This is a genomic window from Allokutzneria sp. A3M-2-11 16 (assembly GCF_024213555.1).
Taxonomy (GTDB): Bacteria; Actinomycetota; Actinomycetes; order Mycobacteriales; family Pseudonocardiaceae; genus Allokutzneria.
The window spans coordinates 85,294-109,986 of sequence record NZ_JANAVO010000007.1; the positions used below are offsets into that span (position 1 = coordinate 85,294).

Here is a 24,693-nt window from a genome sequence, read left to right on the forward strand (position 1 = left end):
GACGGGCTTGCGGGGAGCGGGGTGGTCGCGCGTCACCACCGGGGCACTTCCAGGAGCTCCAGCACCGCGGCGGTCCACATGAACCCCGTGCCGATGCCGACCATGACCAGGCGGTCGCCCGCCCGCGGCAGCCCGGCCTCGATGAGGTGGTCCACCCCGGCGAACTGGTCGCTGTTGCCGAGGTGGCCGACGCCCAGGCCCCACTCGTAGGGTGTGCGCGCCGGGTCGAAGCCGATCTTGCGGACGAAGCCCCACTCGGCGATCGGCCGGATCACGTTGGCGTGCACGAACCACCGCACGTCGGCGAGTTCGGTGTCCGCGTCGGCGAGGGCCTGCGCGATCGCCTCGGCGAAGCGGCGGTCCATCAGGCCGAGCGTGTCGTCGTAGACGTTCTCCTCGCGCATCAGCCACTGGCGCGGCCGCTCGGAGACGGCGAGCGGTTTGCCGTCGAGGAACGGCGCGGTCGTCCACGGGCCCTCGCCCCGGTACATCGGCTCCAGGCTCGGCTCGGACCGGCTGGCGGTGGAGAGCAGCCGGGCGAAACCGGACCGGCTGGAGAGCAGGGCCGCGGAACCGCCGTCGCTGAAGACCACCTGCTCGTCGGTGGTGAACCGGTCCACGTAGGGCTGCTTCCACGCGTCGGCCGCGGTGATCAGCGCGGCGTCGACGTCCGGCCGGGCGCTGAGGTGGGAGGCTGCGAGTTCGAGCGCGCCGAGCGCGCCGTTGCAGCCCTGCCGCACCTCCATCGCCACCTGGCAGCTCGACCCCACGGTGCCCTGCTGCACGTACTGCGCGGGGCTCCACATGTCGCGCCCCTGGTGGTTGATGTAGGTGTGCAGCAGCAGCCCGACCTGCTCGGCGCGGTGCCCGGAGCGGGCCAGCGCCCGCCGTCCCGCCCGGACCGCCATCATCGGCGGCGGCTCGTCGTCCGGTGCGATCCGGACCGCGCGGATGCCGTTGATCTTGGCTCTGCGCGCGTCGTAGAGCCCGTCGCGGACGGCCTGCTCGGCCGTGAGCACCCGCTCCGGCAGGTCGACACCGAGCCCGGCGAGGTAGACGTTGTTCCAGCGCATCCGTTCTCTCCCAACACATTCAGCCGGTCGGCCGCGCGCCCGGCCCCGGCAAGGCGGCCCGGTCGAGCTTGCCGTTGGGCGAGATCGGCATGGCCTCGCCGATCCACCAGTGCGTCGGCGCCATGTACTCCGGCAGCCGCTCCAGCAGCAGCCCGCGCAGCTCCCGCGCGCCCGGGGGCGTCCCGGTGAGCACCGCGTGCAGCCTCATCTCGCCGTCGTGCTCGCGGCCGAACACCGCGGCTTCGTCGATGCCCGGCACCTCCGCCAGCGCGGCCTCGACCTCCCTGGGCTCCACCGAGTAACCGCGGATCTTGATCAGGTCGTCGATCCGGCCGAGCAGGTCGAGGGTGCCGTCCGGACGCCAGCGGCCCCGATCCCTCGTCCGGTAGAGGCGGGCGCCCGGCGCGAACGGGTCCGGCAGGAACACCGCGGCCGTCAGCTCCGGATCGGTGTAGCCGCGCGCGATGCCGACCCCGCCGATGTAGATCTCGCCCACCTCGCCGTCGGGCACCGGCCGCCGCTCGGCGTCGAGCAACCGGACGTAGGTGTTCCACACCGGCGCGCCCACCGGCGGCCGGTCCTCCAGGTTCTGCCTGGCCACGCTCATCGAATGGCTCAGCACCATGTGGTTCTCGGCGGGCCCGTAGTGGTTGTGCACGGTGATGTCGGGCCGGGCGGCCAGCAGCTCGCGCAGCGCGGGGGTGATCCGGACCGTCTCGCCCGCGCTGATCACGTGGCGCAGCGCGGGAGCGTCCCGGAAGGACACCGGCAGCGTCAGCACCAGGTCGATCAGCGACTGCGGGAAGTCCACCACCTCGGCGCCGTGCTCGATGAGGAAGCCGACCAGGGCCCTGGCGTCCCGCCGGGTGGCGGCGTCGGGCACGAGCAGGCAGCCCGAGGAGGCCAGGGTGGAGAAGATCTCCTGCACCGAGACGTCGAAGCTCAGCGCCGCGCCCTGCAACACCCGCCTGCGCGTGCCCAGCCCGGAGGCGTGCACCTGCCAGGACACGAAGTTCACCAGGCACCGATGGGTCTGCAGGATTCCCTTGGGCCGCCCGGTGGACCCGGAGGAGAAGATCACGTAGGCGAGGTCGTCGGGCCCCAGCTCCGGCCGCGGCACCACCTCGGCCGGATGCGGCGCCCGCACCAAATCGGCCAGCGGCACGGCCGGGATGTCACCGGCGGCCCCCACCCCGCCGAGCACCTGGAGGCTCGCCTCGGAGCTGCGCAGGATGTAGTCGAGGCGACTGCTCGGATAGCTCAGGTCGACCGGCAGGTAGGCGGCCCCCGCGCGCATGATGCCCAGCACCGCGCAGGTGAACTCGACGCCCGCGTGCGCGGCGACCAGCACGACGTCGCCGACCCCGATGCCGTGCTCGGCGCGCAGCCGGTGCGCGACGGCGTCGGCCGCCCGGTCCAGCTCGGCGTAGGTCATCGACCGGTCCGCCTCGACCACGGCGGGCCGGTGCGGCCCGGCGGCGACGCAGCCGTCGATCAGCTCCAGCACGGTGACCGCGGCCAGCGGGACGACCGGGCCGTGCCTGCCCAGCGGGATCGGGGGCGCGCTCACGCCGTGATGCCCGCGAACAGGCCGGCCGCGTCGGACTCGGCCAGGAATGCGTAGGGATCACGCGGATCCCCCGAGCTGGCCTCGATGTCGAGGAACCGGCCGAGGGAGTGCCGTTCGGCCAGCTCCTCCAGCACCTCGACCATCACCAGGTCCTCCAGCGCCAGGCCGGTGGAGTCGAAGACGGTCGGCCCTCCCCGCACCGCCGCGCCCGCGGCGGGGTCCTGGACGAGGTCGAACAGCGAGGGGCCCACCTCGTCGGCGGCCAGCTGCTGGCACTCGCCCTCCAGCATCGCCTGCGCCAGCAGGTCGGGGCACACGGTGGCGCGGCGCAGCAGGGCCAGGGGCAGCTCGACCTTGCCGGGCATGTCCGAGCCGACCGCGTTGATGTGCACGTCGTGCCGCAGCTCCGCCCCGGAGATGACCGGGCCCGCCCCGGGCAGCACCGAGGTGCAGGTGCAGATGATGTTCGCCTCGCGTTCGAGCACGGCGAGCGGAACGGCCTCGATCATCCCGGCGGGAAAGCGCGACCGCGCCGCGAAGGAGGCCACCGCGGCCGGGTCGGGGTCGCTGACCAGCACCCGGCGCAGCGGGAAACGCCTGGCCAGGGCGTGCAGCTGGGTGACCGCCTGCGCCCCGGCGCCAACCAGCCCCAACACCTCGCTGTCCGGGTCTGCCAGCGCCCGGCTGGCGATCATCGACGCGACCCCGGTGCGCACGGCCGTGGCGAACGTGCCGTCGGCGATGATCCGCAGGCGGCCGGAGTCGGAGTCGAACCCGTAGAGGCTGGACAGGATCGTCGGCAGGCCGTGCTCGGCCGGGTTGTGCGGGTGGTAGCCGACCATCTTCAGCGCGACCGTGCCGCCCAGCCGCGCCGCGGGCATCCACTCCAGCAGCCCCGGACGGGGCCCGAACCGGTGGAAACCGTCCCGCTTGCGCACGTCGAACACATCGGGCCGATAAGCCGATAGGGCCTCGTCCAGCCGTTCGGTCACCAATTCGTAAAAGGCGCTCAGCCCCACGTCGCGAATGAGCGCAGCGACGGTTGTTGAGTCGACGACGCGCGTCAGGCCCTTGTGCACTATCCATCCCCAGTCATGAAAGAGTGCCGAAAATCGGCGAGAGCGCAATTCGCGCTCAGCCCACCTCGGCCCCGGCCCGCTGAGCCAGAGCGCATACCGCGGCTTCGAACTCCGCGAACCTCTTGTTCTCGAAAAGCAACCGCGTGGGAACGCGGAAAGCGAGGCTCTCGGTGAGCCGGGTCGCCACGTGCATCGCGCTCAGGGAATGCCCGCCGCTGTCGAAGAAGTCGGTGTCGGCGCCGATCTCGGAACCGAGGACCTCTCCCCACACCGCCAGCACCAGCCCGGAGACACCGCTGCCCCCGGTCGCCACCGGCTCCGGGGCCGCACGCTGGTCCAGCAGGGCGGCCAGCGCGGCCTTGTCGGCCTTGCCCGCGATCGTCCTCGGGATCGCGGCGACCACCGAGTACGCCGAAGGACACATCCATTCGGGCAGGTGGCGGGCCGCGTGGTCGCGGACCGCGGACAGCGCCGCGGGGCCGCTCAGCTCGACGAACGCGTGCAGCGCGCCGGACCGGGTGTCGGGCACGACCGCGATCTGCACGACCCCGGGTGCCCGGCCCAGGGTGCTCTCGATCTCGCCGGGCTCCACCCGGTGACCGCGGATCTTGACCTGCTCGTCGATCCGACCGCGGTACTCCAGTGCGCCGTCCGCGGTGCGAACGACCAGGTCACCGGTGAGGTACATCCGGGACCCCGGCTCCAGCGGGTCCTCGACGAAACGCCGCGCGGTCAGCTCCGGCCTGCGCAGGTACCCCCGCGCGAGCATGGGGCCGACCAGCCCGAGCTCGCCCTCGGTGCCGTCCGCGACCGGCCGCCCGGCGGCGTCGAGCACCCGGACGCCGACCTCGGCGAAGGGCTCCCCCAGGTGTGGCCGGACCCCGGCGGTGATGCGGGCGCTGGTCGCGGCGATGGTGACCTCGGTCGGGCCGTACATGTTGTACGGCTCGATCAGGCCCTGTTTCCCGAGCGCGCTGAGCCGGTCCCACAGCGGCTGGTCGATCGCCTCGCCGCCGACCAGGACGCGGATGCTGCGCCCCGATCGGCGGGCGACCGCGGCCACCTCGTCGAGCAGTACCCGCACGTGCGAGGGGGTGGTGTCGAACTCGTCGATCCGCGCCGTCTCGACCAGCCCGGCGAACAGGGCGGTGTCGCGGCGGGCGGCCTCGTCGAAGACCACGACGCTGTCGCCGCGGAAGATCCGGCCCCACTGCTGCACCGACGGGTCGAAGGACACCGAGGCGTTCCAGCCGACCCTGGTGCCCACCGGCCCGAACACCCCCGCCTCGTCCAGGCCGAGGAAGAAGGTGGCCAGCGAGCGGTGCGAGATCTGCACGCCCTTGGGCGTCCCGGTGGAGCCCGACGTGAAGATCACGTAGGCGAGGTCGTCCGGGGCGGGCTCCCGCGGCAGGGCACCGGTCGGCGCCGCCGGGTCGATCCGGTCGAGCGCCAGCACCGGCAGGTCACCGCCAACGGCGTGCCGCTCGGCCAGCTCGGAGGTCGTGACCAGCACGGATACCCCGGCTTCGGCCAGGATGGCCGCGATCCTCGGGCTCGGCTGCTCCGGGTCGAGCGGCACGAAGGCCGCACCGCACTTGAGCACCGCGACGAAGGCCGCGACGAGTTCGGCCGTTCTCGGCAGCAGGACGGCGACCAGGGTCGCGCTCCGCCCGCCCGCGGCCGCGACGGCCCCGGCCAGCCGGTCCGACAGCTCGTCGAACTCGCGGAAGCTCAGCTCCGCGTCGGGTCCGGCGACGGCGAGCCGGTCGCCGCAGGCCCGCGCGGCGTACCGCAGCCCCGGCAGGACCGTCCTGGTCCGGCGCAGCGCGGCGAGCGCGGATTCCGGTTCGGCGCCGGTCACCGCATCAGCATCGGCAAACACGCGCACGCACTCTCCGTCGACTCGATCGGAGGGTCGAGCGCACCACCCCAGTATTCATTCACAGCCCCCAGATGGCCCCGGCCGACTGATCCGTCCGCCGGAACCGCCACGTTCTCCGAAGCGCCCCAGTGCACTTCGGGCCGAACACTAGCATTCCGCTCCGGCGCCGCGGCCGCTTTTGCGGAGCAGAGAATAGAATTATCTGAGCCGCCGAACGAAGATCACCACTGACGAGCGCGGGAGGGTAACACACCACATCCGCTCCCGGAACTGCTTTCAAGCAAGAACGAGGAAGCGCGGTTTCGGGGATAATGAGGTTCGGCATGTCGGTCGTTTTCTCGATGTCACGGACATCCCCCGCACCTCCTTTTTCTCAATTACGAAGTACTGAACTTCGCGAGATCAATCCCGCTACCCGAGCGCCCTGCGGTCGAGCTTGCCCGACGCCGTCAGCGCCAGCCGCTCCACCAGCTCGATCCGCCCGGGAACCATGTAGGAGGGCAGCCGGGCCGCGAGTGCCTCGCGCACCTGCTCGACGAGCCCGCCCCGTTCCCCCGCTCTCGCGACGACGTGGGCCACCAGCACCGGCTCGTCGGTGGCAGTCCGGCCGACCGTGACCGCGGCGTCCTCGACCAGCCCCAGCTCGCGGACGGCGTGCTCGACCTCGCCCAGCTCGACCCGGAAGCCGCGCAGCTTGACCTGCCCGTCGACGCGACCCACGAACAGCAGCTCGCCGAGCTCGGTCACCAGGTCGCCGGTGCGGTACCAGGCCGCCCCGCCCGCGGCGTCGGCAACGAACGGCCCCGGCAGCCCGAGGTAGCCGTCGAACACCTGCGGGCCGCGCAGCAGGAGTTCGCCGATCTCCCCCTCCGCGACGTCCGAACCGTCCTCGCCGACCACCCGGAACTCGAAGCCCGGCAGCGGCGCGCCGAGCGGGGTCCGATGGGTGTGCGGCCGTTCTCTCGCGCCGATGCGGCGGAAGGTCGCGTACACGGTCGTCTCGGTGGGGCCGTACATGTTCGTGACCTCCGCCCGGTTGCCGAGCCTGCGCCAGGCCAGCACCGAGTCCCACTGCATCGCCTCGCCCGCGAGCACCACGTGGCGGACCTCCGGCAGCGTGGTTCCGGAGGCCGCGCAGTAGCGCACCGCGTGCGCGAAGACGCTGGGCACCTGGTTCAGCACCGACACCCGCTCCTCGACGAGGTGCCGGACGGTCAGCTCGGCGGAGCGCAGCACCTCTTCACCGGGCACGGCGAGGCACGCTCCGGTGGACAGCGCGCCCCACATCTCCCAGACGGAGACGTCGAAACCGTAGGAGTGGCTCAACGCCCAGCGGTCCGCGGGGACGAAGTCGAACAACGGCAGCGCCGCCTCGAACAGCGCGGTCATGTTCTGCCTGGTCACCGGAACACCCTTGGGCGTGCCGGTGGACCCCGACGTGAAGATCACATAGCGCACGTCGCGCGGGTCGACCGGAGCGTCGACGTCCAGTGCCGTCAGTTCCGGCTCCCCGGCGCCGTCGATGACCTGTGCGGCCAGACCCGCCGACTCGGCGATGCGGTCGGCGCGGCCGGAGTCGTGCGCCGGGTCGAACGGGACGTAGGCGATTCCGGCCCGGAACAGGCCGATGATCACCGCGGGCAGCCACACCGACCGGCTCAGCCGGACGCCGACCCGCTGCCCCCGCACGAGTCCGGCGGCCAGCACCCGCTCGGCGAAGGCGTCGGCTAGCCGGTCGAGCTCCGCGTAGGAGATGTGCTCCGCGCGCACGGAGACCGCGGTGGCGTCGGGCGTGGCCGTCACCCAGGCGCGGAACCTGTCCAGCGGGTCCGGACCGGACTGGATCATCTCAGTGCTCCTTCACAAGGTCCGCGGTCTGGGGCAGCGTGCCCATCGACCGCGTCAGCGGCCGCCAGGTGAGGACGGTGACGACCGCCATCAGGCCGCACGCGAGCCAGAACGGTGTGGTGACGCCCCAGCCGTAGGCGATCCAGCCGCCGAGCAGCGCCCCCAACGCCGACCCGCCGATGCTGAACAGGAAGTAGACGCTGTTCACCCGCCCCCGCAGGTGTTCCGGCACCAGCCGCTGGCGCAGCGCCACGATCAGCACGCCCCACACCGCCGTGTGCACGCCGAAGACCACCAGTGTCGCCCCGGCGACCAGCGGGGACCGGGTCAGCGCCAGCACCAGGTGGGTGGCCGTCTCGATGAGGAGGCCGACGTGCAGCAGGCTGGCCGGGGTGAACCTCCTGCGCAGCGCGCCGATCAGCGCCGTCCCCAGCAGCGCGCCGAGCGCGGAGGCGGTCAGCAGCAGGCCGTAGCCGATCTCGCCGAGGCCCAGCCGCTCCCTGGCGAAGAAAACCATGATCGCCATGACGCCGCTCAACGACAGGTTCATCAGAAGAATGGATTGGGCGAGCAAGCGCAACACCGGCTGACCCCACAGCCACCGCACTCCCTCGGCGATTTCCGAGCGCACCGAGGAATTCGATCGACCGGCCGACTCCTCACGCACCGGAGCGGGTAGCCGGACGCGCCACACCAACAATGCGGCGATCACAAAAGTGGCGGCGTCGAAACCAAAGGGAACGGCGGCGGCGATCACGAACAGGTACGCGCCCAACGGTGGTCCCGCCAGGTTCCCGCCCGCGATGGTCGCCGCGGTCATCCGCGCGTTGGCGCGATCGAGCTGATCGGGGCGCACCACACCGGGCAGCAACGCCAGCGACGCGTTGTCCGCCAGCGTCTCCCCCACCCCCAACAGGAACAACACCGCGTAGAGCAGCGGGATCGTCACCGTCCCGGTCGCGACGAACAGGGCGAGCAGCCCCATCAGCGCGCCGCGGAGCAGGTTGACGAGCACGACCAGCTTCCGCCGGTCGAGGCGGTCGACGTAGACCCCGCTGACCAACGAGAACAGCAACCACGGCAGCTGCTGGCAGAAGACCGCACCGCCCACCAATGCCGGATTGTCGGTGATCGCGGCGACCAGCAATGGCCCGGCCGCGATACTGACCCCATCCCCGATATTGGTGACAGTATTGGCCGCCCACAATTTCGCGTAATTCTTCCCCAGTGATTCCCCCATAGCCACGGGCGGACTATACACGCGCGGGGGTGCCGAGAAAGGCTTGTTTCACATCTCGCTGACGCGGCTCGCGAGCGTCAGGCGAAGCGCCTGGTGTTGTCGAGGTCGTCGAGCTGGTGTCGCATCCGATCGGCGTCGGCGTCCTGCCCGTGCTGCCGGTACAGCTTCAGCGCCTGCTCCCAGACCGCGCGGGCCTGGCGGTGGCGGCCGAGGGCGATGTAGGGGTGGCCGACGGCCTCCAGCGTCAACGCCTCCATGTAGGTGTGGCCGGTGCGGTGGCGCAGCGCGATCGACTGTTCGTAGCGCTCCACGGATTCGTGGTGGTGGCCGGTGTGGTGGGCGACGTAGCCGAGGCAGTCCTGGACCGCGGCCGGGATGTCCGCGTCACCACCGTTTCGGGCATACATGTCCAGCGCCGCCTGACAGTGCTCCACGGCGGTGGAGTAGTCACCCATGCGCGCCGCGTTCCAGCCCACCAGGAGGTGCCCATGGACCGCCCCTGTGTGATAGCCGTGGTTCTGATGCAGTTCCAGGCCGCGGCTGGCGTGCGCGAACGCCTTGGTGTGGTCCTCGCACCGGTCCCACGCGTTGGCCAGGGTCAGGTGGAGGAGGCCCTGGAGCCTCCAGTCGTCGACCGCCTCGGCCAGGACCAGTGCGCGTTCGAGGTGCTCGACGGCGAGGTCGTGCTGGGCCAGGACGGAGTGGGTGTTGCCCAGGTTGCGGTGAGCACGGACTCGCATGGCGGTGTCGTCGAGGTGCTCGGCGGCGGCGAGCGCTGCCGTCCAGGTGCTCAGCTGGCCCTGGCAGAGACCGCGTCGGTGGTAGTAGCTGTCCAGGCACCAGGCCAGGTGGCACACGGCCTGGTGGTCGTCGCGGCCGGCCGCGACGGCTTGGGCGGCGAGCAGGTGGGCGTGGTGGGCGTCCAGCCAGGCCAGCCCCTCGGGCTGACCGCGTGCCGCCAGTGGGCGGGTGCCATCGGCGGGAGGGTCGATCAGGAGCGTCGGGCGGTGGGGGCTCAGGAGGCGGTCGGCCGCGTGAGCGGTGTGCAGATAGAAGTCCACCACCCGCTCCAGCGCCGCATCGCGCACGGGCTCCGGCAGGTCGTGAGCCAGCGTGGTGGCGTAGGCACGGATCAGGTCGTGCATCGCGTAGCGGCCGTGCGGATGCGCGTCGAGCAGGCTGTGTTCCTCCAAGGCGCGCAAGGTCTTGCGCGTGTTCGCTTCAGACAGGCCCGCAAGGCTGGCGGCGGCAGGCACGTCGATGTCCGGACCGGGCGCGATGGCCAGCAGCGCGAAAACGACGCGTTGTTGCTCGGTGAGGTGCCGCAGCGACCAGGAGAGCACCGCGGGCAGGCTGGCCGTGGGGTCGGTGTCGTGGTCGAGCACCTCCAGCCCCAGTTCCCGCAGTTCGGCGGCGAGTTCGGCCAGCGGGACGCGCGGGCGGGTGGCGGCGTGCCGGGCCGTGATCGCCAGGGCCAGCGGGAACCGTCCGCACAGCTCGATCAGCTCGTCGGTCACCCCGGGTTCGGCGCCGACCCGCCGGTCGCCGAGGCGCGCGGCCAGCAGGGCGCGGGCCTCGGCACGGGTGAGCACGTCCAGTGGCACGTGGCGGGCGCCGTACCGGTCGATCACCGAGGCCAGCCTGGTGCGGCCGGTGACCAGCACGGTGCAGGCCGGACTGCCCGGGAGCAGCGGGACGACGTGGTCCGCGGTCGCGGCGTTGTCCAGCACGATCAGCATGCGCCGGTCGGCGATCAGGCTGCGGTACAGGTCGGCGCGGCGGTCCAGGTCGCCGGGCTGGCGATCGCGGCCCACTCCGAGGGCGTCGAGGAACCCGCCGAGCACCTCGATCGGGGACGCGGGCGCGCTGGTGGGGCTGAACCCGTGCAGGTCGGCGAACAGCTGCCCGTCGGGGAAGCGGTCGGCGTTGGCGTGGGCCCAGTGCAGGGCCAGCGAGGTCTTGCCGATGCCGCCCGCGCCGGAAACGGCCGAGATGACGACCGTGCCCGCCGAGGTCGCGTCGTCCAGGCAGTGCAGCGCGTCGAGGCGACCGACGAACGACGAGGGAGCGGCGGGCAGCTGCCGAGGCACCACCGCGGCGGCGGGTGCGGAGTCGAGGCGGGGATCTGCGGCGAGGATCTGCTGGTGCAGCTCCTGGAGGGCGGTGCCGGGGTCGGCGCCCAACTCCTCGACCAGCAGCGCGCGCACCTGGCGGTAGTGCTCCAAGGCGTCGGTGGTGCGCCCGGCTCGGTGCAGTGCCAACAGGTACTGGCCGGCCACGCGCTCGTCCAGCGGGTGCCGGGCGGCGCGCGCGGACAGCTCGACGATCAGCTCCACGCCGTCTCCGGCGCGCAGCCGGGCGTCGACCAGGTCGTGCTCCGCGGCCAGCCGCTCCTGCTCCAGCCGTTCGCGCTCGGCCCGCACCCACTCCCCGTCCACACCGGTCAGCGCGTCCCCGCGCCACAGCTCCAGCGCTTCGGTCAGCAACGGCACCTCGTCCGCACCGCGCGCACGGGCGCACAGTTCGCGAAACCGTTGCAGGTCAACGGTTTCGGCCAGCAGGGCGTAGCTGCCGGTGCGGCGCACGATCGCCACGCCGTCCATTTCCGCCAGCGCCCGCCTCAGCCGGGAGATGTAGCTGTGCAGCGTCGCGCGTGTTCGCGGTGCCGCGTCCGCACCCCATACCCGCTCGGCGAGCCGGTCCACCGACACGGACTGCCCGACGTCGACCGCGAGCGCGGCCAGCACGCACCGCTGCCTGGGCGAACCCAGATCGACCGGCCGCCCGTCGATCTCGGCGCGCACTTCCCCCAGCAGACGCAACACCACCGGCATCCCCCACATTCACTTCGACCTGCGCGTTGCAGAAACTCTGCCAGCGTTTCACATGTTCGGGCGCGCATCCTCGTCCCCGTCCGCCGCTTCGCGACCGACCAGGGGGTGGTCGCGAAGCGGCAGCCACCGCTGTCCACAGTGGACGGACCGGCGCCGCACGAGCGTTCACGCCACCGGCCCGCCCGGGAGCCGTCCTGGACATCATGACCGGTTGGTCGCCGATGCACCGAGTCTGGGACGACGTCGTCCACGCCTGCGCGGGGCTTTCCGGGGTGTCACCGGGTTTTCCGCTCACGCTCGAGTGGCAGCAGGAATCCGGCGACCACCAGCCAGATGAGCCCGGTGAACCGGGAGATCGGCAGCAGGAAGGCGGCACCCTCGACGAGCAGGGCGAGCGTGGTCAGCTGGGCGAGTCCGGCGATGACCAGCCCCGCGACGCTCAGCCACCGCGGCAGCAGTCCGGCGAGCAGTCCGGGCACGCTGATGCCCGCGATCAGCAACCCGAGCGGCACAACGTGTCCGGGGCCGCCGGTGCCGAAGGCCAGGTTCTGCAGCAGGCGCACGAGAACGGGCTCGTCGGCGACACCCGGCCGGGACAGCACCCAGGTCAGCAGCCCCGAGCACGCCATGAACACCGAGGCGAGCAGCCCGCCCGCCAGCGCGATGGTCGCGCCGGGCGCGCGGATGCCGAGCCGGTGCAGCCTCGCGTTGGCGGTGGCGGTGTAGATCGCCAGCGGGATCGCGCTGGCGAACTGGAAGAACGCGCTGATCCTGACGGCGAGCTGGTGATCGCGGAAGTAGGCCGCGCTGTCGGCCTCCTGGCCGAACGGCGAGGGGAACACCGCTCCGCCCGCGATGACGATGCTGAGCACGAGCCCGGCGACGAACAGGGCGGTGAACACGATCGCGAGGACTCCCAGCGGCGGACCGCCCTGGGTCTGGGTGCGCTGGGTGTTCACGCGATCACCCGGCCACCGGTCAGGTCCAGCGTCGCGCCGGTGACCCACGACGCGGCGGGGGAAACGAGGTACAGCACGGCCTGCGCGACGTCCTCGGCGTCGCCGAGCCTGCCGAGCGGGAACGCCTCGGCCAGGTGCCGCAACTGCTCCGCCGACATGGCCTGGCGCATCTTGTCGTTGAGCACGGCGGACGGGGCGAGGCAGTTGACCCGCACACCGTCCCGGCCGACCTCGTTCGCCAGGTGCTTGCCGAACATCACCACACCGGCCTTCGCCGCAGCGTAGGCCGCGTTCGCCGAGGACGGGGATCGTCCGGCGGTCGAGGACATCAGCACGATCGAGCCCTCCCGTCGTTCGACCATGCCCGGCAGGAACTCGTGCACGGTGAGGAACGCCGACGTCAGGTCGGTCTCCAGCACGGCGCGCCACCGCTCGGGCAGCAGCTGCGCGGTCGGCGTCGGCCTGCCGTCGCCCCCGGCGAAGGCGGCGAGGATCTCCACGGGCCCCCACTCGCCTTCGACGGCCTCGCGCAGGCTCGCGAGCGCCGCGGGGTCGGTGACGTCGGCGGGCGCGGCGACCGCGCGGCCGCCCGTCGCGGTGATCGACTCGACGACCGCGTTGATCGCCGCCTCGTCCCGCCCGTTGACCGCGACCGCGGCCCCGTGTGCGGCCAGCGCGTGGCACGTCGCCGCGCCGATCCCGCGCGAGCCGCCCGTGACCAGGGCGACCTTGCCGTCGAGGCGCGGCCGGATGGATGTCGTCACGAGAACACTCCTCTCCACTCAATCGTTCTTGGCTTAAATGATTCACCTTGGTGAATGATTCAGTGGGCGGTACGGTAGCCCCTGTGACGACATCTCGCAATCACCGTGCAAGCGCGGCCTTCCTGCTCGCCCAGCTCGGCGCGCACGCCGCCAACCGCTTCGCGGAACGGGTCGGCGAACTCGGGCTCACACCCGCCGACGTCGGGCTGCTGCGGATGATCGCCACCGACCCGGGGCTCAGCCAGCGCGCGCTCGCCGACCACCTCGGCGTCGTGCCCAGCAGGGTCACCGCGCTGATCGACCAGCTGGACCGGCGCGGGCTCGTCGAACGGCGACGCAGCGCCGAGGACCGCAGGAACTACGAGCTGCACCTCACCGAAGAGGGCGGGCGCGTGCTGGCCCGGATGCGCCCGTTGGCCGCCGCGCACGAGGACGACCTCTTCGCGGCCCTGGACCAGGAACAGCGGTCACGGCTGGCCGAACTGCTCCGGCTGATCGCCGACGAGCAGGGCCTCACCGCAGGCGTCCACCCCGGCTACCGCACCTGAACCGCGCCCCACCACCGATCACCCGCGCAGCCCAAAATCCCGTTTCGTACTCTTGCCGGGATTTTGGAGCGCTCTTTTTCCCGTTATGAGTACGAAACGGGGTTCTCTAGACCACGCGCGCCGGGGATGGGGTGGACGGGCGGGTGGAGTGCACGGGCTGAGTTTACTTGGTGGGCGGAGTGCGGGTGGGGTTTGCGGCGTGAAGGGGGTGGGTCAGCCGACGGTGACCACCCGCGCCCACGCCGGTGGTGTGTCCGGCACGTAGTCGGGATCGTTCTCGCCCGATCGCCGCGGCCGGGGGAACAGGCCCACGACCGTCCGGCAGGGCGGTCTCGCGTCGGGCCAGGGTGTCTGCCCATCGGTCAGTGCGACGACGACGTCGGGGCGGGGACCCGCGCGCAGGGCCGTGGCGAAGCCGGTGCGCAGATCCGTGCCGCCACCGCCCACCAGAGGGATTCCCTCGGCGCGGCACAGCGGACGCGTGACGTGCGCGGCGGCGTCGCACGACAGCACCGAGACAAGATCACGCCGCCCGCCCACGGCGCGGACGATCGCGGCGATCTCGACGATGGCGCTGCCCAGCTCGGCGTCGCTCACCGATCCGGAGGTGTCGACGATGACGCAGACGCGAGGTGGCTTGCGCCGCAGGCTCGGCATGACGACGCCGGGCACACCGGCCGACCTGCGCGACGGCCGACCGTAGGTGTAGTCCTCACCGACACCGGGACCGGAGATCGCCGTGCGGACCGCCGCTCCCAGCAGTTCCCGCCATGGCTGCGCCGGGTGGAACGCCTCCTCCGCCCACCGCTGCCAGCCCTTCGGAACGTTCCCCGGGCTGGCGGAGATGCCCTGTGCCACGCGGAACCGGACGGCATCCCGTTCCTGCTCGGCGAGCCCGTGCGCGCCGTCTGCTCCCAGATCCCATTCCCGCTCCAGCCCGTCCGCGCCGCTGCCGCAGTCCAGCCAGGCCAGGTCGTCGGTGTGCGGCCCGAGCCGGAACTGGCGCAGGTAGTCCTCCATCAGCTGCCCCTCGTCCAACCTGAGCAGTCCCGGTTGGACGGCGCCCTCGGGTCGCACCAATCCCTCGCCGAACACGTCGTCGTTGATCTCGCAGTCAGCGGCGATGTTCATCCGCAACCGCTCGCCCGGCCCGGTCAGTTCGTGCTTCGCCGCGAACCGGTCACTGCGCCCGTGGTGGTCGCGCAGCAGGTGGGAAACCTCGTGCACCCAGACCCCGGCCAACTCCTCCAACGGAGTGCGGTCGACGAACACTGGTGAGACGTAGCAGCGCCAGTGCCGGTCCACGGCCATCGTCGGCACGCGCCGCGATTCCACCGCGTGCAAGGCGAACAACGCCGTCGCCAGGTACGGCCGACACCGGACCGCGTGCAACCGCGCGGCGAACAGCTTCTCCTCGTCCAGGCTCCCCGGCGTCATCAGCGGGCACCCGCGCTGGCTCGTGCTCCGGCTCGGTCCGTTCGCTGCGACAGCGACACCGCCCCGGCCAGCCGCTCGATCGCAGCCGGGACCTGCCAGTCGTCGCGGCGCAGCGCGGCGAGGGTGGACGCCGGTACCACCACCAGGTCAGGTGCGCCGGTTTCCAAGGCCAGGACCAGCAATGACCACGCCGCGTTCCAGCGAGATTCCTCCGGCCGCCTGCGCACCGCCTCCACGACGCCGTCGAGCACCGTCTGACGCAGGTCGCCGCGCTCGGGCAGGACGGCCGCCGCCGGATTCGCGAGCAGCACCTCGGGGTCCGGCAGGTCCATCCGGTCCAGACTGGCCAGCAGTTCCAGCCCCGGCCCGTCTCCGACAGTGCCCCGCACCAACATGGACAGCACTTCCCGGGAGGCGCCCGCGGCGGTGGCGAAGGCGATCAGGCGCAGCGCCATCTCCCAACTGCGCGGTGAGGGCCACGGACCACCGCGGCGCGCTTCGTTCTTCGGCAGTTGGTGCACGAGCCCGGGACGGGCGGCGAGCAGTTCGCACACTGCCCGGCGCGCGAACGCCACGGCTTCGGGTAGCTGCCCCGGGGCCAGCCCGGGCAACACCGCCTTCGGCCACGTCCCGCCCAGTCCGCGCACCACGACGTCGTGGTCGTATGTCCACTGTAGATGGACGAAGCGGTTGGCCAGCGGTGGGCTCAGCTCCCAGCCGTCCGCCGCGGAGGAACGGGGATTGGCCGCGGCCACGATCCGCACGCCCGGCGGAAGTGTCAGGGCGCCGACCCGGCGTTCGAGCACGACGCGCAGCAGCGCGGCCTGGACGGCGGGCGGCGCGGTGGACAGCTCGTCCAGGAACAGCAGCCCTTCTCCGGCTCGGGCCAGGCGCACGGCCCAGTCCGGCGGGGCCATCGGAACACCTTGCTCCGCGGGATCGTCGCCGACCACCGGCAGGCCGGAGAAGTCGGACGGCTCGTGCACGCTGGCGATCACCGTGGTGAGCGGCAGTTCGAGCGCGTCGGCGAGCTGGTTCAGGGCCGCGGTCTTGCCGATCCCCGGCTCGCCCCACAGCAGCACCGGCAGATCAGCGGACACGGCCAGCGTCAAGGCTTCCAGCTGGGTGTCGGCACGGGGCTCGGTTGTCGCGTCGCGAAGCAGGGCAAGCAGATCGGCGGCGATGTCCAGCGGTCGGACAGGAGAAGTAGGCATAGTTGATCACCTTGTGGTCGAGTCGGCGGCCGTGCGTCGGCCGAGCGAGGTGTGCGAGTCAGCGAGAGATCGCGTGGCGCGGGTGGGCGCGGACGTGGCGACGGCAGGTGTCCCTGGAGGACGGCGCCGGTCCGAGCCCGGCGAGTCCTGCCCTGTACAACCCGTGAACCACCTGGCGGCGCACCGCCGTCTCCAGTTCGTCGCGCAGTGCGCCGTTGCGCAGGAGCACGTCCGGCCCGAGCAGTTCTTCGACAGCGGCCAAAGCACCGGCCGCGTCGCCGTGGTCCAGCCGGGCGCGAATGTCCACGAGATCTTCCGGACGCCGGTGTGCCTCATCGATCGCTCGGAGGCACGGCAGTCCGGGACCGCCCAACGCGACCAGCAGCTCCTCGCGGCGTATCTCGTCGGGGTCGTGGTCCAACGGGGCGAGCGCCCCGTCCACCACACCGAGCCGGTGCGTGGCTCCGCGGCACTCCACCGAGCGCGAAGTCCTTGAGCTGCCTGGACTTCGTGACGCGCCGCCGGGCCGATGGTCCGGCAGCAGCGCCGACGCGACGAGCGGGTGCAGTCGATCGGCGTCGATCAACCCCGCGTGCAGCAGCTCAAGGTCAGGTAGCACCCAGGTCGCCGCGTCGGGCAGGACCGGCCGCGCACGGGCACGACCTCTTGGCGGAGGCTCCGTGATCTTCGGCGCGGACTCCAGGTTCACCACCAGCCGACGCCGGGAACTGAGTCGCACGGTGACGACGCTGTCCGCACAGTCATCCGCGCGCAGCAGCAGCGCCGCCTCGGCCACCCACCGGTGCACGGCATGTGCCGACGCCCCTGCGGGAACCTGCCCGGCCCCGGACCGCTCCCCCAGCTCACCGGCCCTGCGCGCGTCCCACAGGTGGCGATGCAGATCCAGGCGGAACCGCCGGTCAGGATGCGGATGGGGATGGGCGCCCGCTCCGGCCCGGGGCCGGGACGGCTCCCACAACGCGAGGCTGATCCGCTGACCGGCATCCGCCCAGGCCGGTGGTGTTCGCGCCACCAGGTGTATCGCGTCGCCGCTCCCGGTGGGCGGGCGGTACCGGGCCAGGGAGACGGTGAGCCCCGGCCGCAGCAGGCCGCCAGGACCGATCCGCGGAAAGTGCCAGCGAAGCAGGTCAGGAGCCAGATGACGCAGATCGGCACGGACCTGTGCCGCGAACTCCGGGCCATGGGCGCGCCCCACGGCACGGAGGTTCAGATCCACGTCGACCCGCGCGGCGGCGCAGGCCCCGCCCCAGTCACCCGTCTTCCGGCGGGCGGTCGCTGACTCGATCATCGACGGTGGCACGGCGAACTCGCGCACGCGCGACCAGAAAAGAAGACGGACGTTCTCATTCGCGGTCAAAGGGTGCATCAGCACTCACCTTTGGCGAATGGAACCCCCGATCTGCACATGTAGGTAAGCATCGCGGCAAGCCTATCAGGATCAGCGCTCGGTCAAGGCGTTCACGACGCCTGGTGGCAACGGCCGGTCGCCGTAGAGCAGGCGAACGGCCGTGGGATCGGGGTTTCCCGCGTCAGGTTCCGCCGAGGTTCCACGCGACGCCGTAGCGGACGAATCAGCCGCCGATGCCGACAAAACCGTTGGTGTTGCTCGCAATCCACATGCCGAGTCCGCCCCGGTGGGCGCCCTCAGGACCAGTCGAGCGGCCGCGGCATCAGACACGTGCTCATCATGGACCAGCGGCGGCATCCAGCTTCGCGCGCTGGTCGGCGGTCAGCTCCAAGTCGACCGCGGCGAGGCTGTCCTCCAACTGCTCCACCGAGGAGGCACCGACCAACGGGATCACCGGGATCTCGCCGCCGATCAGCCAGGACAGCACCACCTGGTTGACGCTCGCTCCGGTCTCCTCGGCCACTTCTCCCAGCGCCGCCAAGCGAACCGGCGTGCCCGCGTGGTCGTAGCGAGGGCCGAGCGGCCGGTCCGCGCGGACATACGCGCCCGACAGCAGCGGGGTGTAGGCGACCAGCGCCAGCTCGGGCTCGGCACGCAGGTAGCTCAGCAGATCCCCACCGACAGCGGCATGATCGCCGTCCGGCGAGAGCACGCCCGGCAGATCGGTGCGCCGCCGCAGGTAGCTGTGGTGGTACTGCAGGACTTCGTAGCCCGGCAACCCGGCAGCAGCGGCGAGTGCACGCGCTCGCTCCACGCGCCAAGCCCAGTGGTTGCTCACCCCCAGCAGGCCGACGGTTCCCTCGGCGACCAGGCCGGCGAAGCTCTCGACGGTCTCCGCCAGCGGCACCACGGGGTCCTCGATGTGCGCGTACAGCAGATCCAGCTTCTCCACGCCGAGCCGTTCCCGGCTGCGCTCGGCGGACTCCCGGATCACCTTGCCTGACAAGCCCTCCGCGTTGTCGACGAAGGACGTCCCCGGGGCCAGTGGTCGCGCGCCGACCTTGGTGGCGATGACGACCTCGTCGGTGATCCCCCGGCTGCGGCGCCAACGACCGAGCACGGCCTCGCTCTCACCGCCTTGGCCCCCGGTCTTCCAGAACGCGTAGTTGTTGGACGTGTCGATGAAGGTGCCGCCCGCTTCGACGAACCGGTCGAGGATCGCGAAGGACGTCGGCTCGTCGGTCGCCGTCCCGAACAACATCGCGCCCAGGCTCAGCACGCTGACCTCGCGCCGAGTCCGCGGGTCCTTGCCGATCGTGCGGTACTTCATGCGGATTCCCCTCACTCCCCCGGCTGATCCGGGGCCGAGCGGAGTCTCCATCCTGGAGCGCGCTCCAAGTCAACCGAGATCTCCGCCCACGGACCGTCCACAATCGCCCCAAACCATCTCCTGCAAGTCACCCAGCACTCCGCACACCAAGTAAACTCAGCCCATGCACTCCACCCGCCCGCACACCCCAACCCCCGCGGGCGTCGTCTAGAGAACCCCGTTTCGTACTCATAACGGGAAAAAGAGCGCTCCAAAACCCGTTTAGAGTACGAAACGGGAATTTGGGCTGCGCTGGGGATGGTTCTGGGGGTGGGTGCGGAGGGGCGTTGCGGTTGTGGGGGGCGCTTGCGGGGCGTGGGTTAGCTGACGCGGAAAACGGGTCCTCGGGGTACGAACGGCAATCGTCCGCTCACCAGGAACGCGTGCTCACGGCGAACGCGGACGACGTCGCAGGCTCCATCAGTGATCACCAGGATCGGCCCGTCGACGGGGAAGTCCTCGGCCCGCTGCAACACGTCCACCCCGCGCTGGAGCACGGTCCCGCCGCGGCCGCGCACCCGCACCCGGCCGGAGATGTCTTGCACAGGAACGTATCCGGCGTCGTAGGCGACCGCGTCGCAGTAGACCACGCGCGCGGCGGGAACGTCCCGCGCGAGGGCGTAGGAGGCGATCGCGCCCAACGCCTTGCCGAGCAACTCCGCGTTCATCGAGCCCGATGTGTCGAGCACGACGCCAAAGGTGGGCAGCTGAGTGGGGTCCGACGGATGCACGACGCCGGGACGAGGAATGTCCGGAGTGGACGATTGCCGCCGCGACGGACGCGCGTAGCTCCGGCGCATCTCCGGCGAGCGGACGTACTCGTCGAACCAGCGGGCGAGGCGGGCATCCCACGGCAGCGGCGGGTGTTCCAGTGCGCGGCTCTCCTGTTCCAACCCGGCCGGAACGAGCCCACGCCCCTGCGCGCGGTGGTATTCGAGGCCGGTCGTCAGCGCGCGGCGGTAGAAGTCGTCCAGCTCGACGCCGCCGAGCCGGCCCGGGACGGCGGCGCGGCGGGAGCCTCGGCGCTGCGCGGCGCCGGGTTCGGTGAGCCAGTCCCCGAGGACGTCACCGGCCTTCTTCCCGCCCAGTGTCACCAGCTTCCGTGCGCGGCGGAGGTCGGTGACGAGCGTGTCGTAGACGGACTCCGCCGACAGCCCGGTGAGCGCCTGGTCGAACAGGGAGCCGTCGGGGAGTTCGCCGACGCCCATCGCCATCAGCCACCCGTTGATCACGTAGTCGCACGCCACGTTCCACAGGTAGTGGTCGCGGCCGTCCGAGCGGTCACCGTGCCGCAGCGCGGCGTGCAGCATCTCGTGCGCCATCACGAAACGCCATTCCTCGGCGGACAGCGCGGCGTGCGGGTTGACGTAGATCTCGCCGCTCGCGGCGTCCACCGCGGCGATCGAGATCTCCCACGACCGCGCGAGGTCCGCGTCCGCGATCACGGTCATGCCCGCCGCGAGCGCGCCGAGCAGCGGGTACGACGAGACGAACCAGGACAGCGCGCGGTCCCACGGGCCGTTCTTGCGGTCACCGACCCGCTGGCCCCGCGCTTGGGCGGCCTGCTCGATCGCGTCGTCGGCCGCCTTCGCCAAGCCTCGGGCGAAGGCGGCCTGCCAGTCGACCGGCTGGCTGTAGGGCGACCACACCGCCGCCACCAGGCACGGGCCGGACCCGCCGGTACCGCACCCGCGGAACTCTTGTGGCACACCGATTTCCCGCCACCGCGCGAGCAGGTCCGATTCGTCGCCGCCGGGCGGGTCGGGCAGCCACGTCGGGGAGCGCCCGACGCGGACGACCTCGGCGAGGCGGTTGACCGCGACGCAGCACACCGCGGAGTACACCGGGTCGATCCGGCCGTCCGGCAGCACCGCGCGGGCTTCGGCGAGGCGGTCCTCGTCGACGTGCCCGAGACCGAGGTGCAGCAGCAGGTGCGCGAAGACCCACGCCCACTCCGCCGGATCGCCGCCGCGGTCGGTGTTCACGTCGATCTGCCCGTTGCTGCCCAGGACCGCCCACCCGTCACCGCGCACGGGTTCGACGATCGAGCCGCCGCGACCGCGCCCGACGAGCCCGCCGAGCACCACGGAGCCCCGGACCGCAGCCCAGCCCGCGTCCCTGGCGACGCGCTTGCGGTCCTGCTTCACGCGCGCACCGCGACGAGGCGGGGCAGGTCCCGCGCGGCCTCGACCATGAACCACGACGGCAGCACCGGATCGCCGTCGTCGTCGGTGGCGATCACCAGCTGGGCGATCTCCAGGGAGATCTCCGCCAGTTCCACCAGCAGCGTCTTCGCCCGGAACGCGAACTGCCGCACCGAGGACGAGGCGTGCCGCCGGTCGGCGGGCAGCTGCTTGACCATGCGGGCGCGGAAGGTCTCCGCCAGGAAGTACAGCAGGTCGCGGTCGCCAGGCTGGGCGGGCCAGCGCGCGTCACCCTTGAGGATGGCGTCCAGGCCGTAGGCGTGCCGCACCGTCTTGAGGTAGGCGCGGAACGCCGCGGAGTGCGCGGGGGTCAGCGTCGCGTTGGCCAGCAGGGCGATCGCGTCATCCCCGATGTCCTCCCCGTAGGAGCGCATCGTGTCGGAGAGCATGTGCCAGGACCGCGGCGTGGAGAACGGTTCCTCGGTCTTCGGCGGCGCGCTCCACAGGTGGTCGGGGCGCTGCGTCAGGTAGTCCACGATCCACGGGTGGATGTCGTTGTCCGCGGCCCACACCAGCCAGTCGGCCGCCGAAGCCCGCAGGTGCACGTGCACCAACCGGTTCACCAGCGCGGAGGCCATGGGCCGGGCCAGCGCCTGGTCCGTGGCCCGGTTGCCCGCGCCGATCACCACCGAGCCCGGCGGCAGCTCGTAGGAGCCGATCCGGCGGTCCAGGATCAGCGAGTAGAAGGCCTTCTGCACATCCGGCGGCGCCGCGTTGAGCTCGTCGAGGAACAGGCAGTACGGCTCGGCGCGGGCGATCTGCTCCGGCGGGCAGAACCGGCTGCGCCCGTCGACGATCTGCGGCACCCCGATCAGGTCCTCGGGCGCGAGCTGGGTTCCCAGCAGCGACACGCACTCCAGGCCCAACGACGCCGCGAAGTCCCGCACGAGCGAGGACTTGCCGATCCCGGGCGCGCCCCACAGGAACACCGGGCGCACCACGGCGACGTTGAGCAACACCTCCGGCAACTGGCCGGGTGTCACGGTCGAGATCGGCTGCATGAGCGGGGACGGTACGCATCGAGTCCCGTCCGCACCTCCCGATTTCCCGCCCGCCCCCGGCACGCGAACGGCCTGCGCTCAGCGGTTCGCCGCTGAGCGCAGGCCGGGCTCACAACTCAAATTCCGCCGGCTATGGATGTGATGCCGAAGCGCGTGGACCGCTGTGACCCGCGTATCGCGTGGACGGCCGATTCCGGGCAATCCTGAACGTACTCGTTCAACTTCGCGATAACTTCTAACCGCTGCGCGGCATCCAACGTGGCGAAGTCTTGCAGCATCGTAGCGATCTTGGAATCCATATCGTGACCTTCTCTTATCGCGTGAACGCGCAATCTTCCGTACGTACCGGAGAAGGGGGCGGGCACGAAGCCGCGCCACCTGGGGCGATATCCCTTCCCCCGGCACCTCGATGCGTGCAGCAGGTTAGTAGCTTTCCCGCCCATGATCAACACCGGTCCGTAACGTAACGATGCCGTTTTCCGCAATGGTCGCACAACCCGGCCGCCCATTCGTTGAACTTTGAATGGAAAACAGAAGTGCCTGCTCAGCGCCTTGCCGGTCGGCCGGACACCGAGTCGACAGTCGAACGCTCCGACTTCGCCGCGGTTCCCTTCACACGATCTTCACGGAATCCGTTGTCCGGGACGCCTCGGACAATTCACGGGAGCGCGGCCGAGCCCGCTCGCGGACCACACGTACGTGCACACCTAGGCAGATGCCTGAACGCGACGCGCGCGCTTCGCCGCGGGAAGCGTTCTCCGTGCGGAGTGTGTGGTTTTCACGGATGTGTGCGCTCCGTGTTCACGGCAACACTCCGGGTGAATCCGATCGATATCCGGAGAGCTCATGACGCAGCCATCCCTGTATTGGAACCCGTCCAGCCGCGATTGGACGGCAGAAGCGACCGGCGCGGTTGTCGCGGTACCGGCGTTCGCCGGGGAGCTGATCATCGACCCGGGTGCCGTGGCGGAGGCATCGCGCGATTTCGGCCGGATCGTCTCTCGCCGCCCCCGCGCGGTGCTGCGGCCACGGACCGTCGACGACGTCGCGAAGGCGGTCGAGTTCTGCCACGACCACCGGATTCCCCTGGCGCCCCAGGGCACCGGCCACATGACTCACGGGCAACGGCTGGTGGAGGCCGGACTGGCCATCGACGTGACCGCGCTCGACACCGTCCACGGGCAAGGACCTGACGAGGTCGACGTGGACGCGGGGGTGCTGTGGTCGGATCTGCTGACGGTGCTGGCCAATGCCGGGAGGCGGTTCGCCGGCGCGTTGACCGGCTACGTGACGATCAGCGTCGGCGGGACGCTCAGCGCGGGCGGGATCGGCCCCGACTACAAGTACGGCGCGCAGATCGACTCGGTGGCCCGCATCCAGATCGTCACGGGACGCGGTGAGGTCAAGTGGGCCTCCGAAACCGAGCACCCCGACCTCTTCGACGCGGCGCTGGGCGGGATCGGCCAAGTCGGTGTCATCACGCGGGCCGTGCTCAAGCTCGCCCCGGTGCCGACAGCCGTGCGGTCCTGGGTGTTGCCCTACACCGACAGCGCCGCGGCGTTCCGCGCCATGCGCGAGGTGAACCGCCGTGGCGCCCTCGACGAACTCTTCTGCATCATCGCGCCGCCCGGCGCGCTCGCTCCCACGCCGACCTTTCTCGTGCACGTCGGGCTGCACGAGTACGGTGCGGGCTCCGCGTCGGAGGACCTGCTCGACGATCTGGACCCGCAGGGTCCGGTCCAGGAGGCGCGGCTCGACTACGTCGCCCACGTCACCAGGTACTCCGCGCTCATGGACCAGTGGCGCGCCGAGGGCTGGGACGAGCGGCACAAGCCGTGGTTCGACGTCTGGCACAACGACGCCCAGATCGACGGCTTCGTCACCGAGACCCTGGGCAGGATGACCGCGGAGGATTGGTCTCTGCCGCACGGGAAAGGCTTCGTGCTGCTGCACCCGCACCGGGCAGGCGCCTTCCACCGCCCCCGCCTGCGCTTGCCGCGCGAGCACCCGGACGGACTGGTGTGGCTGTTCGACGTGCTCAACTCCTCGCCCGCCGACCCGGAACCCGGGTACGCCGAGAACATGTTGGTGCGCAACACAAATTGGTTGAACGCCGCGCGAGCGGTAGGCGGTGTGTCCTACCCCATCGGAAGCCAGCGGCACACCCCTGACGACTGGCGGCACCACTACGGCGACACGTGGTCGGACGTCGTCCGAGCCAAGATGCTCTACGACCCGGCGCGCATCCTCACCCCCGGCCCGGGCATCAACGCCGCCGTGTCCTGACCGCCGCCGCCGCGAT

At 71.3% G+C, this 24,693-nt stretch carries 18 protein-coding genes; 2 read left to right on the forward strand and 16 right to left on the reverse strand.

Annotated elements, in window-relative coordinates; genetic code table 11:
* Positions 1-32 precede the first annotated feature (32 nt).
* From NLX83_RS29230 to NLX83_RS29270, 9 genes are all read right to left on the reverse strand, one after another.
* Positions 33-1,073: a ketoacyl-ACP synthase III family protein gene (locus tag NLX83_RS29230; protein WP_254238428.1), complete on the reverse strand. Its 1,041-nt coding sequence runs from the start codon at positions 1,071-1,073 to the stop codon at positions 33-35.
* A 19-nt stretch (positions 1,074-1,092) separates the two neighbouring features.
* Positions 1,093-2,643, reverse strand: coding sequence for an amino acid adenylation domain-containing protein (locus NLX83_RS29235; RefSeq protein ID WP_254238429.1), 1,551 nt, complete (start codon positions 2,641-2,643; stop codon positions 1,093-1,095).
* Positions 2,640-3,722: an ornithine cyclodeaminase family protein gene (locus tag NLX83_RS29240; protein ID WP_308209397.1), complete on the reverse strand. Its 1,083-nt coding sequence runs from the start codon at positions 3,720-3,722 to the stop codon at positions 2,640-2,642. The genes NLX83_RS29235 and NLX83_RS29240 overlap by 4 nt, the downstream gene beginning before the upstream one ends.
* A 55-nt stretch (positions 3,723-3,777) precedes the next feature.
* The gene (locus tag NLX83_RS29245; protein ID WP_254238431.1) at positions 3,778-5,610 is read right to left on the reverse strand and encodes a non-ribosomal peptide synthetase; all 1,833 of its coding nucleotides are present in this window, start codon (positions 5,608-5,610) and stop codon (positions 3,778-3,780) included.
* A gap of 405 nt (positions 5,611-6,015) precedes the next feature.
* Entirely contained in the window at positions 6,016-7,452 is a 1,437-nt protein-coding gene (locus NLX83_RS29250) for an amino acid adenylation domain-containing protein (RefSeq protein ID WP_254238432.1), read from the reverse strand.
* Position 7,453: 1 nt separating this feature from the next.
* Positions 7,454-8,692: an MFS transporter gene (locus NLX83_RS29255; RefSeq protein ID WP_254238567.1), complete on the reverse strand. Its 1,239-nt coding sequence runs from the start codon at positions 8,690-8,692 to the stop codon at positions 7,454-7,456.
* 77 nt (positions 8,693-8,769) lie between these two features.
* Entirely contained in the window at positions 8,770-11,526 is a 2,757-nt protein-coding gene (locus NLX83_RS29260; RefSeq protein ID WP_254238433.1) for an AfsR/SARP family transcriptional regulator, read from the reverse strand.
* A 275-nt stretch (positions 11,527-11,801) separates the two neighbouring features.
* Complete coding sequence (locus NLX83_RS29265; protein WP_254238434.1) at positions 11,802-12,485, reverse strand: DUF4386 domain-containing protein; 684 nt, start codon at positions 12,483-12,485, stop codon at positions 11,802-11,804.
* Positions 12,482-13,249, reverse strand: a complete 768-nt coding sequence (locus NLX83_RS29270; RefSeq protein ID WP_254238435.1) for an SDR family NAD(P)-dependent oxidoreductase — start codon at positions 13,247-13,249, stop codon at positions 12,482-12,484. Before NLX83_RS29270 ends, NLX83_RS29265 begins: the two co-directional genes overlap by 4 nt.
* Positions 13,250-13,332: 83 nt before the next feature.
* Here NLX83_RS29270 and NLX83_RS29275 point away from each other — a divergent pair, with 83 nt between their 5' ends.
* Positions 13,333-13,797 (forward strand): MarR family winged helix-turn-helix transcriptional regulator, encoded by a 465-nt coding sequence (locus NLX83_RS29275; RefSeq protein WP_254238436.1) that lies wholly within the window; start codon positions 13,333-13,335, stop codon positions 13,795-13,797.
* A 213-nt stretch (positions 13,798-14,010) separates the two neighbouring features.
* On the opposite strand, the gene NLX83_RS29280 is transcribed toward NLX83_RS29275, so the two are convergent.
* From NLX83_RS29280 to NLX83_RS29310, 7 genes are all read right to left on the reverse strand, one after another.
* Positions 14,011-15,234, reverse strand: coding sequence for a vWA domain-containing protein (locus NLX83_RS29280; RefSeq protein WP_254238437.1), 1,224 nt, complete (start codon positions 15,232-15,234; stop codon positions 14,011-14,013).
* A complete protein-coding gene (locus tag NLX83_RS29285) occupies positions 15,234-16,448 on the reverse strand; it encodes an AAA family ATPase (RefSeq protein ID WP_254238438.1) in 1,215 nt (404 codons plus the stop codon). The genes NLX83_RS29280 and NLX83_RS29285 overlap by 1 nt, the downstream gene beginning before the upstream one ends.
* A gap of 58 nt (positions 16,449-16,506) precedes the next feature.
* Positions 16,507-17,835: a hypothetical protein gene (locus NLX83_RS29290; protein WP_254238439.1), complete on the reverse strand. Its 1,329-nt coding sequence runs from the start codon at positions 17,833-17,835 to the stop codon at positions 16,507-16,509.
* A gap of 319 nt (positions 17,836-18,154) precedes the next feature.
* Positions 18,155-19,147 carry an aldo/keto reductase gene (locus NLX83_RS29295; RefSeq protein ID WP_254238440.1) on the reverse strand — a complete coding sequence of 331 codons (993 nt, stop codon included), beginning with the start codon at positions 19,145-19,147 and terminating at the stop codon, positions 18,155-18,157.
* Positions 19,148-19,506: 359 nt separating this feature from the next.
* Entirely contained in the window at positions 19,507-21,333 is a 1,827-nt protein-coding gene (locus NLX83_RS29300; protein ID WP_254238441.1) for a vWA domain-containing protein, read from the reverse strand.
* Positions 21,330-22,391 carry an ATP-binding protein gene (locus NLX83_RS29305; RefSeq protein ID WP_254238442.1) on the reverse strand — a complete coding sequence of 354 codons (1,062 nt, stop codon included), beginning with the start codon at positions 22,389-22,391 and terminating at the stop codon, positions 21,330-21,332. Before NLX83_RS29305 ends, NLX83_RS29300 begins: the two co-directional genes overlap by 4 nt.
* Before the next feature lie 116 nt (positions 22,392-22,507).
* Complete coding sequence (locus NLX83_RS29310) at positions 22,508-22,690, reverse strand: hypothetical protein (protein WP_254238443.1); 183 nt, start codon at positions 22,688-22,690, stop codon at positions 22,508-22,510.
* Positions 22,691-23,237: 547 nt separating this feature from the next.
* Here NLX83_RS29310 and NLX83_RS29315 point away from each other — a divergent pair.
* Positions 23,238-24,677 (forward strand): FAD-binding protein, encoded by a 1,440-nt coding sequence (locus tag NLX83_RS29315; RefSeq protein ID WP_254238444.1) that lies wholly within the window; start codon positions 23,238-23,240, stop codon positions 24,675-24,677.
* Positions 24,678-24,693: the final 16 nt, after the last annotated feature.

Excerpts from the sequence above, each read along its gene's own strand:
- NLX83_RS29230 (WP_254238428.1), bottom strand. The coding sequence starts at position 1,073 with ATGCGCTGGAACAACGTCTACCTCGCCGGGCTCGGTGTCGACCTGCCG.
- NLX83_RS29250 (WP_254238432.1), bottom strand. The coding sequence starts at position 7,452 with ATGATCCAGTCCGGTCCGGACCCGCTGGACAGGTTCCGCGCCTGGGTG.
- NLX83_RS29255 (WP_254238567.1), bottom strand. The coding sequence starts at position 8,692 with ATGGGGGAATCACTGGGGAAGAATTACGCGAAATTGTGGGCGGCCAAT.
- NLX83_RS29260 (WP_254238433.1), bottom strand. The coding sequence starts at position 11,526 with ATGCCGGTGGTGTTGCGTCTGCTGGGGGAAGTGCGCGCCGAGATCGAC.
- NLX83_RS29280 (WP_254238437.1), bottom strand. The coding sequence starts at position 15,234 with ATGACGCCGGGGAGCCTGGACGAGGAGAAGCTGTTCGCCGCGCGGTTG.
- NLX83_RS29285 (WP_254238438.1), bottom strand. The coding sequence starts at position 16,448 with ATGCCTACTTCTCCTGTCCGACCGCTGGACATCGCCGCCGATCTGCTT.
- NLX83_RS29290 (WP_254238439.1), bottom strand. The coding sequence starts at position 17,835 with ATGCACCCTTTGACCGCGAATGAGAACGTCCGTCTTCTTTTCTGGTCG.
- NLX83_RS29295 (WP_254238440.1), bottom strand. The coding sequence starts at position 19,147 with ATGAAGTACCGCACGATCGGCAAGGACCCGCGGACTCGGCGCGAGGTC.
- NLX83_RS29305 (WP_254238442.1), bottom strand. The coding sequence starts at position 22,391 with ATGCAGCCGATCTCGACCGTGACACCCGGCCAGTTGCCGGAGGTGTTG.
- NLX83_RS29310 (WP_254238443.1), bottom strand. The coding sequence starts at position 22,690 with ATGGATTCCAAGATCGCTACGATGCTGCAAGACTTCGCCACGTTGGAT.
- NLX83_RS29315 (WP_254238444.1), top strand. The coding sequence starts at position 23,238 with ATGACGCAGCCATCCCTGTATTGGAACCCGTCCAGCCGCGATTGGACG.